This window comes from Streptomyces sp. NPDC031670, assembly GCF_055580545.1.
In genome coordinates this window covers 597,782-612,141 of sequence record NZ_JBVILC010000001.1, presented here as the reverse complement: position 1 = coordinate 612,141, position 14,360 = coordinate 597,782, and the positions used below count along the sequence as shown (strand labels likewise).

Sequence of the window (14,360 nt, the reverse complement as noted above, 5' to 3'; positions counted from 1 at the left end):
CTGAGGGCCGTGGTCAGCCGAGCACCGGCGCCGCCCGGTCGAGGACGGCGCCGATGCGCTCCCAGGCGGCCGTGTCACGGGCGACCGGCTCCAGCGCGGTCCCCTCGCCGGTGCCCCAGGCCGCGGCGGTCGCCACCGGGTCCGCGCCGGTGACGGCCGCCGCGGCGAGGGCCGCGGCGCCCAGCGCGACCAGCTCCGTCGCTCGGGGCACCAGGAGCGGCCGGCCCGAGAGCCTGCGCACGGTCTCCAGCCAGATACGGCCCCGGGCGCCCCCGCCGATCAGCCGCAGCGGCCGGCCGGCGGCGCCCGGGTCCGCCGGGTCGAGTCCGCACGCGCGCAGCAGGTCGTCGAGGGCGCGCAGGGCGGTGAATACCGCGCCCTCGTAGGCCGCGCCCAGGAGCTGGGGCCCGGTCGTGGCGTGGCGCAGCCCCGTGAGCAGCCCGGCGGCGGTCGGCAGGTCGGGGGTGCGCTCGCCGTCGAGGTACGGCAGGAGCACCGCCTCGCCGCCGGGCTCGGCCTCGTCGCGGCCGAGACCGAGCAGGGCCGCGATCCGGTCCACCGCGAGCGTGCAGTTGAGGGTGCAGGCGAGCGGCAGGAAGGTGCCGTCGGTCGCGGCGAACCCGGAGAGCCCGCGCGAGGCGGGACGGGTGCGGGTGGCGGCGAAGACCGTACCGGAGGTGCCCAGGCTGAGGACGGGGTGGTCGAGCAGGCCCGCGCCGCCGAGCCCGAGCCCCACGGCGGCGGCCATGTTGTCCCCGGTCCCGGCGGCGACCGCGGTGGTGGCGGGCAGCCCGAGCACCTCGGCGGCCCGCGCCGTCAGGGACCCCACCCGGGTGGCGCCGGTGGGGGCTACCTCGGGCAGCAGACCGGCGTCCAGACCGAGCAGGTCGAGCAGGTCGGGGTCGTAGGCGCCGGTGGCCGTCGCGTACCAGCCGGTGCCGGAGGCGTCCCCGGGGTCGGTCGCGGCGGCTCCGGCGAGGCGCTCGGTGAGGAAGTCGTGGGGGAGGCGGACCCGGGCGGCGGCCGAGGCGTGCGCGGGCTCGTTCTCCCGCAGCCAGCGCCACTTGGCGGCGGTCACGGCGGCGACGGGCACCGAGCCGGTGCGCGCGGTCCACGCGTCCGGGCCGCCGAGCGCCCCGGTGAGGGCGGCGGCCTGCGGGGCCGAGCGGGTGTCGTTCCAGAGCAGGGCCGGGCGCAGCGGACGCCCCTCGCGGTCCAGGACGACCAGGCCGTGCTGCTGGCCGGCGACCGCGATGCCGGTGACGGCGGAGGCGGGCACCCCCGCCTCTCTCAGTCCGGCCCCGACCGCCTCGCCCAGCGCGCGCCACCACTGCTCGGGGTCGCTCTCGCGCGCCCCTGCGGAGCCGTCGACGCGGTGCGGGGCGCGGCCCACGGCGAGCGTCCGCCCGGTCTCCGCGTCGGCGAGCAGGGCCTTGGTGGACTGCGTGGAGCTGTCCACCCCGATGGCGACCGGGGCCTGCGGCATACGGCACCCCTCTCCTTGCGGAATTCGAAGTGTACGGACGCGCCGGACCTATTTGCGCGTTCCTGGAACAAATTAGATGACCGCCCGGGGTTCCGGAAGCAGCAGTGATCATGTCATATTCGTCAGGTCAGTAAACAAATAGCATCCGGGGCCCTTCGGGCGCCCCGCACCGAGGTGGACACGACGATGACGGAACGCTTCACACCCACCCCCGAGGACAAGTTCACCTTCGGTCTGTGGACCGTCGGCTGGCAGGGGCGCGACCCGTTCGGCGACGCGACCCGGCCCGCGCTCGACCCGGTCGCCACCGTCCACCGGCTCGCGGAGCTCGGGGCGTACGGGGTGACCTTCCACGACGACGACCTGATCCCGTTCGGCGCGTCCGACGCCGACCGCGACGCCCACGTCAAGCGCTTCCGCGCGGCCCTGGACGCCACCGGCCTCGCGGTTCCCATGGCCACCACCAACCTCTTCACCCACCCCGTCTTCAAGGACGGCGCCTTCACCGCCAACGACCGGGACATCCGGCGGTACGCGCTGCGCAAGACGATCCGCAACATCGACCTCGCCGTGGAACTCGGCGCCCGGGTGTACGTGGCGTGGGGCGGGCGCGAGGGCGCGGAGTCCGGGGCCGCCAAGGACGTCCGGGTCGCGCTCGACCGGCTGAAGGAGGCCTTCGACCTGCTCGGCGAGTACGTCGTGAGCCAGGGCTACGACCTGCGGTTCGCGGTCGAGCCCAAGCCGAACGAGCCGCGCGGGGACATCCTGCTGCCCACGGTCGGGCACGCGCTCGCCTTCATCGAACGGCTGGAGCGGCCGGAGCTGGTCGGGGTCAACCCCGAGACGGGGCACGAGCAGATGGCCGGGCTCAACTTCACCCACGGCATCGCGCAGGCGCTCTGGGCCGGAAAGCTCTTCCACATCGACCTCAACGGGCAGTCCGGCATCAAGTACGACCAGGACCTGCGGTTCGGGGCGGGCAACCTGCGCGACGCGTTCTGGCTGGTCGACCTCCTGGAGTCGGCGGGCTACGAGGGTCCGCGCCACTTCGACTTCAAGCCGCCGCGCACGGAGGACGCCGACGGGGTGTGGGCGTCGGCGGCGGGCAATATGCGCACCTATCTGATCCTGCGGGAGCGTGCGGCGGCGTTCCGCGCCGACCCGGAGGTGCGGGCGGCGCTGCGGGCGTCCCGCCTCGACGACCTCGCCCGGCCGACGGCCGACGACGGCCTGACCGGACTGCTCGGGGACCGCGCGGCCTTCGAGGACTTCGACGCGGAGGCGGCGGGGGCGCGGGGGATGGCGTTCGAGCAGCTGGACCAGCTGGCGCTGGAGCATCTGATGGGGGTGCGCTGAGGGGTTGGCACCCGGCCCGGCCAAGGGGCGGGGCGCCCCGGCGCCCCGCTCAGCCCGTCGCCCACCCCGCCGGATCGTCCAGCACCGCCTCCACCACCAGCGCCGCCGCGCCCCGGGCCGCGTCCCCCGCCAGGGACGAGGCGCGCAGCCGGCCGCTGTCGCGGGGCCACAGGCCCGAGACCACCCGGGCGGCGAGCTCGGCCCCGGCCGGGGGAGCGAGCCAGGGGGACAGGGTGCGGTAGACGCCGCCGAGGACCACGCTCTGCGGGTCCAGCAGGTTCACCGCGCCCGCCAGCACCCGGCCCAGCATCCGCCCGGCCGTGTCCAGCGCCGTCAGCGCCCGCTCGTCGCCCGCCCGCGCCCGGCGCTCCAGCTCGGCCACGCCCGCCGCTCCGGCGCCCTCCTCGATGCCCGCGCCGCGCAGCAGCGCCGACTGGCCCGCGTACTGCTCCAGGCAGCCCCGCGCCCCGCAGCGGCACTCGGGGCCGGACGGGTCCACCGGGACATGGCCGATCTCCCCGGCGAAGCCGTGCGCGCCGCGCAGGAGTTCACCGTCGAGGACGAGGGCGCCGCCCACACCGATCTCGCCGGAGAGGTAGAGGAACGTACGGGCCTGATCCGGGGCGCCGAACCACAGCTCGGCCAGCGCCGCGAGATTGGCCTCGTTCTCCGAACCCACCGGCAGGGCGGGGGCGCCGGGGCACTCCGCGAGCGCCCGCGCGAACAGGTCGTCGGCCGGTACGCCGTTCCAGCCCAGGTTCGGTGCCTGGCGGACGGTGCCGCCCGCGACCAGGCCCGGCAGGGCGAGCGTCACCCCGGCGGGCCGCAGCTCCTGCTGCCCGGCGGAGTCCAGTGCCCGTGAGGTGAGCCGCGCCGCCCGGGCGAGTACCTCGGCGGGCGGCGCGACCCGGTTGTCCAGATGCTCGGTGAGCCGCACCCGGTCGGTCCCGGCCAGATCCACCACACACACCGACGTGTAGTCGACGTTGATCTCCGCGCCCACCCCGGCGACGCCGGTCCTGGCCGGCTTGAGGACGGTGCCGGGCCGCCCCGCCTGCCCGCTGAAGGTCTTGCCGGACTCGGTGAGGAACCCGCCCTCCAGCAACTGCTCCACCAGCGAGGACACCGCCGCCCGGGTCAGTCCGACGCGCGCCGCGACGGCCGCCCGGGTGGTCTCGCCCTCGTCGTGGACGGCCCGCAGCACCAGGCTGAGGTTGTGCCGGCGCACGGTGTCCTTGTCGGCCTTGGGCGCCAGCGGGGCGAGGTTGCTCTTCATCGTGGCCGAGCCTATGCGATGGCCGGGGCGCCGCAGTTGCCCGATCCAGCGGCGCTCGAACGGGACTCGCGGCGCGGCGCTAAGTTCATCGGGCATGAGCGAGAAGACCATCACCAGTGAGAAGGCCGTCACCGTACTGCCCGCCGACGAGTCCTTCGCCGTCGCCGCGAGCGCCGAGAGCCTGGAGCGGGCCGCCGAGGCCCTGCGGGGCAACGGATTTACGGTGCACATAGTGGACACCGCCGCCGACGCCCGCGCGCTCGTGGCCGAGCAGTTGCCGACCGACAGGGCGATCTTCGCCTCGACCAGCGAGACCCTGCGGCTCTCCGGGATCCAGGAGGACATCGACGCCTCGGGCCGGTACAAGAGCATCCGCGCCGAGCAGGCCGACTGGGACCCGCGCGCCCGTCGCGACGAGGTGCGCACCACGCGTTCGGCGCCCGACGTCGTCGTCGGCAGTGTGCACGCCGTGACCGAGGACGGCCGGCTCGTCACCGCCTCCGCGAGCGGCAGCCAGCTCGCCGCGTACGCGTTCGGCGCGGACCGGGCGATCTGGGTGGTCGGCGCCCAGAAGGTCGTCGCCGACCTCGACACCGCGCTGCGCCGCGTCGAGACGTACTCGCTGCCCAAGGAGGACGTCCGCGCCCAGCGGGTGATGGGACAGCGCAGTGTGCTCGCCAAGATCCTGATCAATGGGCGCGAGGTGGTGCCGTACCGCAGCACCGTCGTCCTGGTCCGCGAGCCGATCGGGTTCTGAGCGGACCGCTCCCGGGCCCCGGCACCACGTTCCGAGCCGTCGCACCCACCGGGTGCGGCGGCTTCCGGCGTTCGGGGGCGAGTTCGCGCCACCCCGGGAGGGAGCGCGGAGGTTTCCCCGGTGTGGCGAGGGTGTGTCCAAAGGGTTGACCAGCAGGTCCGGGAGGCCTACGGTCTCGACCGCAATACCTTTCTGGTTGTTTCAGCAAGAACATTCAAAGACCTTCCGGGGCGGCCGGGCCGCGCCGCTCCGAAGGGCCGTTCCCCCCCCCGCACTCCCGCCACGGAGGTCCCCCCATGGACGGTCGTACCGCCTGCACCACCCGCACCCGCCGTACACGCAGAACCCTGGCCGCCGCCCTCGCTCTCGTCGCCGCAGCCACGGGCAGTGCCGTCCTCGGCGCACCGCCGGCCGGGGCCGCCGCCCCGGGGCCCAAGGACGTGACCGCCGTCCTGTTCGAGTGGAACTTCGCCTCGGTCGCCAAGGCCTGCACCACCGAACTCGGGCCCGACGGCTATGGGTACGTCCAGGTCTCGCCGCCCCAGGAACGTATACAGGGCGACGCCTGGTGGACCGCCTACCAGCCCGTCAGCTACCGGATCGGCAGCCGGCTCGGCGACCGCGCCGCCTTCCGCTCCATGGTCGACACCTGTCACGCGGCGGGCGTCAAGGTCGTCACCGACGCGGTGGTCAACCATATGACCAGCGGCTCCGGCACCGGCTCGGCGGGCTCGTCCTACAGCAAGTACGACTACCCCGGCACCTACTCCGCGGCCGACCTGGACGACTGCAGGGCCGAGATCGGCAACTACCAGGACCGGTGGAACGTCCAGCACTGCGAGCTCGTCGGTCTGGCCGACCTCGACACCGGCGAGGAGCACGTCCGTAACACCGTCGCCGGGTACCTCAACGACCTGCTCTCGCTCGGCGTCGACGGCTTCCGGATCGACGCCGCCAAGCACATCCCCGAGGACGACCTCGCCGCCATCAAGTCCCGGCTGAGCAACCCCGGCGTCTACTGGAAGCAGGAGACGATCTACGGCGCGGGCGAGGCCGTGCAGCCCACCGAGTACGTCAACACCGGTGACGTCCAGGAGTTCCGCTACTCCTGGGACCTCAAGCGGGTGTTCACCAACGAGAGACTCTCGTACCTGAAGAACTTCGGCGAGGGCTGGGGCTATCTGCCCGGGAGCAGGGCGTCGGTCTTCGTCGACAACCACGACACCGAGCGCGGCGGCCAGACACTCACCTACAACGACGGCGCCCGGTACACCCTGGCCCATGTCTTCATGCTGGCCTGGCCCTACGGCTCCCCGGACGTCCACTCCGGCTATGTGTTCAGCGACAAGGACGCCGGACCGCCCAACAGCGGCCGGGTGAACGCCTGTTACAGCGACGGATGGAAGTGCCAGCACGCCTGGCCGGAGATCCGCTCGATGGTGGCGTTCCGCAACACGGCGGGCACGGCGCCGGTCACCGACTGGTGGGACGACGGCGGCAACGCCATCGCCTTCGGACGCGGCGCCAAGGCGTTCGTGGCCATCAACCACGAGGGCTCCCCGCTCACCCGTACCTTCCAGACGTCGCTGCCGGCGGGCGGCTACTGCGACGTGCAGAGCGGCAGGACCGTCACCGTCGACGGCTCCGGGCGCTTCACCGCGACCCTGGGCCCCGACACCGCCCTCGCCCTGCACACCGGCGCCCGGACGTGCGGCGGCTGACCTGAACGCCCCTGGCGCGGCCGGCCCGCCGGTCCGACGCTGCCCCCGGGTCCCACGCCCGTACCCGTAGTCCCCCCGAAGAAGGAGTAGGTCCGTGATCGGCTCTCCGCGCCGAACCGCCGTCACCGCCGCCGTGGCCCTCGCGCTGCTGGCGTCGGCCGCGCCCGCGGCGCATCCGGCGCCCACCGCGCCCCCGGCCCCGCCGTCCGACGCCAAACTCGCCGCCGAGCCCGCCCGCCACGAACTCACCCGGGAGCAGCCCTACTTCGTGCTGCCGGACCGGTTCGCGGACGGCGACAGCGCCAACAACCGGGGCGGCCTGACCGGTGGCCGCTCGGTGACCGGCTACGACCCGGCCGACAAGGGCTTCTACCAGGGCGGCGACCTCAAGGGCCTGACGGGGAAGCTGGACTACATCAAGGGGCTGGGCAGCACCGCGATCTGGCTGGCGCCGATCTTCAAGAACAAGCCGGTCCAGGGCACGGGCGCGGACCAGAGCGCGGGGTACCACGGCTACTGGATCACCGACTTCACCCAGGTCGACCCGCACTTCGGCACCAACGCCGACCTGGCCCGGCTGATCCACAAGGCCCACGCCAAGGGCATGAAGGTCTTCTTCGACGTCATCACCAACCACACCGCCGACGTCGTGGGCCACCGCGAGCAGAGCTCGGCGTACCTCTCCAAGGGCGCGTTCCCGTATCTGACCAAGGACGGCGTGCCCTTCGACGACAGCGCCTACGCGGCCGGCGGCAAGGGCTTCCCGGCCGTCGGCCCCGGCTCCTTCCCGTACACCCCGGCCGTGCCCGCCGCCGAGAAGGACACCAAGGTCCCGGCCTGGCTCAACGACCCCACGCTCTACCACAACCGGGGCGACTCGACCTTCGCCGGGGAGAGCGCGGAGTACGGCGACTTCTCCGGCCTCGACGACCTGTGGACCGAGCGGCCCGAGGTCGTGCGGGGCATGGAGAAGATCTACGAGAAGTGGGTGAAGGACTTCGACGTGGACGGCTTCCGCGTCGACACGGTCAAACACGTCGACCTGGACTTCTGGACCCAGTGGGCGACCGCGCTCGACGCCTACGCGGCCAAGCGCGGACGCCCGGACTTCTTCATCTACGGCGAGGTGTACTCCGCCGACCCGTCCGTGACCTCTCCGTACGTCAGACGGGGCAGGCTGGACGCGACCCTGGACTTCCCCTACCAGCAGGCGATGCGCGGCTATGTCTCGCAGGGCGGCTCGGCGGCGGACCTGGGCGCGGCCCTGGGGCAGGACTACCGCTACACCACCGACAAGGCCAACGCCTATGAGCAGGTGACCTTCCTCGGCAACCACGACATGGGCCGGATCGGGAGCTTCCTCGTCCAGGACAACCCGAAGGCCGACGCCGCCGAACTGCTGCGCCGCGACCGGCTCGCCCATGAGCTGATGTTCCTCAGCCGGGGCAACCCCGTCGTCTACTACGGCGACGAGCAGGGCTTCACGGGGTCGGGAGGCGACAAGGACGCCCGGCAGACGATGTTCCCGTCCAAGGTCGCGGACTATCTGGACGACCCGCAGATCGGCACCGGCCGTACGCACGCGAGCAGCGCTTTCGATCCGGAGCACCCGCTCTACAAGGCGATCGCCGCTCTCTCCAAGCTCCGCCGGCAGCACCCGGCGCTCGCCGACGGGGTGCAGACGGAGCGGTACGCGGCGCCGGGCAAGGGCATCTACGCCTTCTCCCGCACCGACGCCGGGACCGGGACCGAGTACGTCGTGGCGGTCAACAACGCCACCGAGGAGAAGAGCGCCACGTTCGCGACCGGCTCCGCCGACGCCGCGTTCACCGGCATCTACGGCGCCACCGGCACACTCACCAGCGGCGCCGACCGCCGCGTCTCGGTACGGGTCCCCGCCCTCTCCGCCGTCGTCTACCAGGCCGCCGGGCCGCTGGGCGCGCCCGCCGCACGGCCCTCGCTCACCCTGACGGCCCCGGCCGCGGGCGCCACCGGAGACGTCGAGATCACGGCCGACGCCGACGGCGGCCAGTTGAACCGGGTGGTGTTCGCCGCCCAGACCGGCACCGGCCGGTGGCAGGTCCTCGGCTCCGCCGACCACGCCCCGTACAAGGTCGTCCAGCACCTGCCCGCGACCCTCGCGACCGGAACGCCCCTGCGCTACAAGGCCGTCGTCGTCGACTCGGCCGGGCGCACCGCGAGCGCGACCGCCCTGACCACGAGCGGCACCCCCGCGCCCGACCCGGCGCCCACCGCCTCCCGGCGCGACTACGCCGTGGTCCACTACAAGCGCCCGGCGGGCGACTACACCGACTGGCGGCTCTACGCCTGGGGCGACCTCGCCGACGGCGAGTCCACCACCTGGCCCGCGGGCCACGCCTTCACCGGCCGCGACGCCTACGGCGCGTTCGCGTACGTCAAGCTGAAGCCGGGCGCCTCCAGCGTCGGGTTCCTCGTCATCGACAAGGACGGCACCAAGGACGTCACCGCCGACCGCACCATCGACGTGGGCCGCACCGGGGAGGTCTGGGTCGAGCAGGGCAAGGACGCGCTCCTCACCTCGCCGCCCGCCGGCGCCCATCCGCCGCAGGACACCACCAGGGCCGTGATCCACTACCGGCGCGCCGACGGCGACTACAGCGGCTGGGGCATCCACACCTGGACCGGCGCCGCGGCGCCCACCGACTGGTCCAAGCCGCTTCCCCCGGTGCGCACCGACGCCTTCGGCGCGGTCTTCGAGGTGCCGCTGAAGGAGGGCGCCGCAAGCCTCAGCTACATCCTCCACAACGGTGACACCAAGGAGTTCGGCTCCGACCGCACACTGGACCTCTCCGCGTACGGGCACGAGGTGTGGCTCCTGGGCGGGGTCGAGAAGTACCTGCTGCCCATGGGGTCCGGCTCCGCCGCCGACCTCGACCTGACGAAGTCGCGGGCGCAGTGGATCGACCGGTACACCGTCGCCTGGAACACGGGCGGCACGGCCGCGAGCCACCAGCTGGTGTACGCGCCGGACGGCGGCCTCGCCGTCAAGGACGGCGTCCTCACCGGCGAGGGCCACTGGCTGCGCCTCACCCCCGTGCCCGGCGGCCTCACCGACGCGCAGAAGGCCCGGTTCCCGCAACTCGCGAAGTACGCGGCCTTCACCGTCGACCCGCGCGACCGCGACCGGATCGGCCGGGCCCTCACCGGGCAGGTCGTCGCCACCCAGCGCCTCGCCAACGGCGCCCTGCTCGCCGCCACCGGCGTCCAGACCCAGGGCGTCCTCGACGACCTGTACGGCGCCCGCGCCGGAAAGGCCGCCCTCGGCCCGGTCTTCTCCGGCGGTCGCCCCACCCTCTCCCTCTGGGCACCCACCGCCCGGCGGGTCGCCCTCGAACTCGACGGCCGGACCGTCGCCATGCGCCGCGACGACGCCACCGGCGTCTGGTCGGTGACGGGCCGCCGCGGCTGGTCGGGCAAGCCGTACCGGTACGCCGTGACGGTGTGGGCGCCCAGCGTCCAGAAGGTCGTCACCAACCTGGTCACCGACCCGTACTCCACCGCCCTGACCACCGACTCGGCCCGCAGCCTCGTCGTCGACCTCGCCGACCCCCGGCTCGCCCCCGGGGGCTGGGCCACCCTGCGCAAGCCCGCGGCCGTACCGCTGCGCGCCGCACAGATCCAGGAGCTCCACATCCGCGACTTCTCGGTCGCCGACCCCACCTCCCGCCACCCCGGCCAGTACCTGGCGTTCACGGACACCGGCTCGGACGGCATGAAACACCTCAAGGAGCTCGCCCGCTCCGGGACCTCCTACGTCCACCTCCTCCCCGCCTTCGACATCGGCACCGTCCCCGAGAAGAAGTCCGACCGGGCCGTCCCCGGCTGCGACCTCAAGGTGTATGCGCCGGACTCGCCCGAACAGCAGGCGTGCGTGGCGAAGACCGCCGCCAAGGACGCCTACAACTGGGGGTACGACCCGCTGCACTACACCGTGCCCGAGGGCTCCTACGCGAGCGACCCCGAGGGGACCCGGCGCACGGTCGAGTTCCGGCAGATGGTCCAGGGCCTCAACGGCGCCGGGCTGCGCACGGTGATGGACGTGGTCTACAACCACACCGTGGCGAGCGGCCAGGCCGACAAGTCGGTCCTCGACAAAATCGTGCCCGGCTACTACCAGCGCCTCCTCGACGACGGCACGGTGGCCACCTCCACCTGCTGCGCCGACACCGCGCCGGAGAACGTGATGATGGGCAAGCTCGTCGTGGACTCGGTGGTCACCTGGGCCCGGCAGTACAAGGTCGACGGCTTCCGCTTCGACCTCATGGGCCACCACCCCAAGGCCAACATCCTCGCGGTCCGCGAGGCGCTCGACGCGCTGACGCCCGCCAGGGACGGCGTCGACGGGAAGAAGATCGTCCTGTACGGGGAGGGCTGGAACTTCGGCGAGGTCGCCGACGACGCCCGGTTCGTCCAGGCGACCCAGAAGAACATGGCGGGCACCGGCATCGCGACCTTCTCGGACCGGGCGCGCGACGCGGTGCGCGGCGGCGGCCCCTTCGACGAGGACCCGGGCGTCCAGGGCTTCGCCTCGGGCCTGTACACCGACCCCAACTCCTCGGCGGCCAACGGCACCCCGGCCGAGCAGCGGGCCCGGCTGCTGCACTACCAGGACCTCATCAAGGTCGGCCTCTCCGGCAACCTGGCCGCGTACACCTTCACCGACACCTCCGGCCGTACGGTCAAGGGCGCGGACGTCGACTACAACGGCGCCCCGGCCGGGTACGCGCGGGCTCCCGGTGACGCGCTCGCGTACACCGACGCGCACGACAACGAGTCGCTCTACGACGCGCTCGCCTTCAAGCTGCCGCGCACCACTTCGGGCACCGACCGGGCCAGGATGCAGGTGCTCGCGCTGGCGACCGCCACGCTGTCGCAGGGCCCGGCGCTCTCCCAGGCCGGTACGGACCTGCTGCGCTCCAAGTCGCTGGACCGCAACTCCTTCGACAGCGGCGACTGGTTCAACGCGATCCACTGGGACTGCCGGGACGGCAACGGCTTCGGCCGCGGGCTGCCTCCGGCGGCCGACAACCGGTCCAAGTGGGCGTACGCCAAGCCCCTGTTGACGGTTCCTTCGCTCACTGCGGGCTGTGCGGAGATCACCGGGGCCTCGGCCGCCTACCGTGACCTGCTGAAGATCCGTGCGACCGACCCGGCGTTCCAACTGGCCACCGCGGCGCAGGTGCAGTCGGCGCTCTCCTTCCCGCTCTCCGGAAAGGACGAGACACCGGGCGTGATCACCATGCGGCTCGGCGCTCTGGTGGTGGTCTTCAACGCGACGCCGGACCGGCAGAACCAGCGGGTCGCGGCCCTGGCGGGCCACGGGTACGCGCTCCACCCGGTGCAGGCGGCGGGCGGTGACGCCACGGTCAGGTCGGCCTCGTACGAGGAGGGTTCGGGCACCTTCACCGTCCCGGGGCGGACGGTGGCGGTGTTCACCGGCCGGTAGCGGGCCGCGGGTCCGCCGCGAGGGGCGGCGGCCCGGAGTGTTGACTGTGCTCCGGGCCGCCACGATGGTGATGGGCATGCCAAAGTCGTGGGCGCGTCCGTTCGGGGTCCTCGTCCTGCTCGCCGCGCTCCTCGGGGCGGGGGGCACGGGCACCCCGGCCTCCGGGGCCGACGGGCTCCCCGGCGCCCAGTGGTTCGACGGCGCCACCGCCTCCGCGCTCACCGTCGAGGACGGGCGCCTGGTCGACGGGCTCGGCCGCGAGGTGGTGCTGCGCGGCTACAACGTCTCCGGTGAGACCAAGCTGGCCGAACACGGCGGACTGCCGTTCGCCTCGGTCGCCGACGCCCGCGCCGCCGCGACCGCCGTACGCGCGCTGGGCGGCGCCAACACCGTACGGTTCCTGCTCTCCTGGGCGTCCGCCGAACCCGTCCGCGGCCAGGTGGACCAGGGGTATCTCGCGGCCGTCACCGAGCAGATGCGGGCCTTCCTCGACGCCGGGGTCCGGGTGCTGCCCGACTTCCACCAGGACCTGTTCTCCCGCCACCTCTTCGACACCGGCAGCTGGTACACCGGCGACGGCGCTCCCGCCTGGGCCGTCGCGGACGGCGGCTATCCGCACGAGTCCTGCGGGATCTGCCTGTTCTGGGGCCAGAACATCACCCAGAACGAGGCCGTCGAGCGCGCCGCCCACGACTTCTGGCACAACGCGCGCGGCATCCAGGACGCCTTCCTGGCCACCGCCCAGGCCACCCTGGGCTACCTGGCCCAGCACCTCACCGCCGAGGAGTTCGCGGCCGTCGCCGGATTCGACCCGTACAACGAACCGCACGCGGGCAGTTACGACAGCGGGCAGACCAGCCGCGCCTGGGAGCGTGATGTGCTCTGGCCGTTCTACACCCGCTTCCGGGCCCGGATGGACGCGGCGGGCTGGCAGGCCAAGCCCGCGTATGTGGAGCCCAACCTCTTCTGGAACGCCAACATCGACTTCCAGCGCCAGGAGGGCGGTCTGCTCGACGCGGGCGGCCTCGGGCCGCGCTATGTGTTCAACACCCACTTCTACGACCAGAAGGCGATCTCGGGCGTCTTCATGTGGGGCAAGGCGGGCGACGGCCAGTACGCGCGCGACCTCGGCGCCGTGCGCGACCGGGCAGCCGCCGCGAGCACGGCCGCGGTCGTCGGCGAGTTCGGCCATCCGCTCTCCGGAACCGTCGCCGACAAGGCCCCCAGTGTCCTCAAGGCGATGTACCAGGGGCTGGACTCCCGTCTGGCGGGGGCCGCCTGGTGGTCGGACCCGTCGGCGTCGGGGCCCGTCCTGTCCGGCACCCAGTGGCAGTGGGACCTGTACAGCGGACGCCACCACGAGCTCATGAACGGCAACCCCGGCAAGGTCCTGACCGCCGGCGACGCCTGGAACGACGAGGACCTCTCGGCCGTGCGCCGCGACGACTCGGGCACGCCCGTGCTGCGCCAGGACGCCCGTCTCCTCGACCGGCTCTACCCCTCGGCCACGGCGGGCCGGGTGCTCGCCTTCACCTACGAGGACCGTTCCCGCGACGGCTCCACCACCCAGACCTGGAACCCCGTCCCGGCCTCGCTTCCACAGGTGGCCCGGCTCGTCGGCGGCGGCCGTTACGGCGTGCTCCTGTGGCGCTCCAGCGGCGTGGCCGCGCCCACCGAGCTCCATCTTCCGGCCTCGTACGCCACCACCACCGTCGTCTCCGATCTCGGCGCGGTCTGCGGCCCGCCCGTCTACTCGGCGCACACCCCCGTCGCCGTGGCACCCGAGCCGGGCGGCACCGGCAGCCGACGGCTGCTGCTCACCGCACCCGACCCGGGCGGCGTCCACTTCGCGCTGATCACCGACGGCGCCACCGATCCGTCCGCCGAACTGCTGAGCGCCGCCCGCGCCGAACTCGCCTCCTGGGCGGCGGCCCACACCTGGGCCCGCGGGGTTCTCAGCCCTCGGTGACCCGGACCAGGGCGCCGCGCTCGTCGCGCGCGTACGTGCGGCGGCGGTTCTTCTCCAGTTTGCGGGCGACCTCGTCGTCGAGGTCCACGCCGTTCATCTCGGCCAGCGCCACCAGGTAGAGGAAGACGTCGGCCAGCTCCTCCCCGAGGTCGGGAAGCCGTTTGCGCCAGGCCGTGAACGCCTCGCTCACCTCGGCCGTGAGCAGACCGAACTCCAGGGGCACATCGGTGACGTTGAACCCCTTCTCGATCTTGTTCGCCCAGGCCTGCTCCTGTGCGGTCCGGATGTCCAAGACTCCTCCGAGCGG

Annotated in this window: 7 protein-coding genes and 1 pseudogene; 5 read left to right on the top strand and 3 right to left on the bottom strand. The window is 73.2% G+C overall.

Features of this window, described 5'->3' with window-relative positions:
- Window positions 1–13: 13 nt before the first annotated feature.
- Window positions 14–1,486 carry a xylulokinase gene (gene xylB / locus ACZ5ID_RS02715; protein WP_468892759.1) on the bottom strand — a complete coding sequence of 491 codons (1,473 nt, stop codon included), beginning with the start codon at window positions 1,484–1,486 and terminating at the stop codon, window positions 14–16.
- A gap of 186 nt (window positions 1,487–1,672) precedes the next feature.
- On the opposite strand from xylB, the gene xylA reads away from it, so the two are divergent.
- On the top strand, window positions 1,673–2,842 hold the full coding sequence (gene xylA / locus ACZ5ID_RS02710; RefSeq protein ID WP_468892758.1) for a xylose isomerase: 1,170 nt from the start codon (window positions 1,673–1,675) through the stop codon (window positions 2,840–2,842).
- 49 nt (window positions 2,843–2,891) lie between these two features.
- On the opposite strand, the gene ACZ5ID_RS02705 is transcribed toward xylA, so the two are convergent.
- Entirely contained in the window at window positions 2,892–4,118 is a 1,227-nt protein-coding gene (locus ACZ5ID_RS02705) for an ROK family protein (protein WP_468893164.1), read from the bottom strand.
- A gap of 94 nt (window positions 4,119–4,212) precedes the next feature.
- Here ACZ5ID_RS02705 and ACZ5ID_RS02700 point away from each other — a divergent pair, with 94 nt between their 5' ends.
- The 4 genes and pseudogenes from ACZ5ID_RS02700 (at window position 4,213) to ACZ5ID_RS02685 (ending at window position 14,053) form a co-directional block, all read left to right on the top strand.
- Window positions 4,213–4,875 carry an LUD domain-containing protein gene (locus tag ACZ5ID_RS02700; protein ID WP_468892756.1) on the top strand — a complete coding sequence of 221 codons (663 nt, stop codon included), beginning with the start codon at window positions 4,213–4,215 and terminating at the stop codon, window positions 4,873–4,875.
- Window positions 4,876–5,171: 296 nt separating this feature from the next.
- A pseudogene (locus ACZ5ID_RS02695) lies at window positions 5,172–6,593 on the top strand (alpha-amylase); the annotation flags it as partial.
- A 97-nt stretch (window positions 6,594–6,690) separates the two neighbouring features.
- Window positions 6,691–12,084, top strand: coding sequence for a pullulanase-type alpha-1,6-glucosidase (gene pulA / locus ACZ5ID_RS02690; RefSeq protein WP_468892754.1), 5,394 nt, complete (start codon window positions 6,691–6,693; stop codon window positions 12,082–12,084).
- A 76-nt stretch (window positions 12,085–12,160) separates the two neighbouring features.
- Window positions 12,161–14,053: a cellulase family glycosylhydrolase gene (locus ACZ5ID_RS02685; protein ID WP_468892752.1), complete on the top strand. Its 1,893-nt coding sequence runs from the start codon at window positions 12,161–12,163 to the stop codon at window positions 14,051–14,053.
- Here ACZ5ID_RS02685 and ACZ5ID_RS02680 read toward each other — a convergent pair.
- On the bottom strand, window positions 14,040–14,345 hold the full coding sequence (locus ACZ5ID_RS02680) for a MazG nucleotide pyrophosphohydrolase domain-containing protein (protein WP_468892750.1): 306 nt from the start codon (window positions 14,343–14,345) through the stop codon (window positions 14,040–14,042). The genes ACZ5ID_RS02685 and ACZ5ID_RS02680 overlap by 14 nt on opposite strands.
- Window positions 14,346–14,360 lie beyond the last annotated feature (15 nt).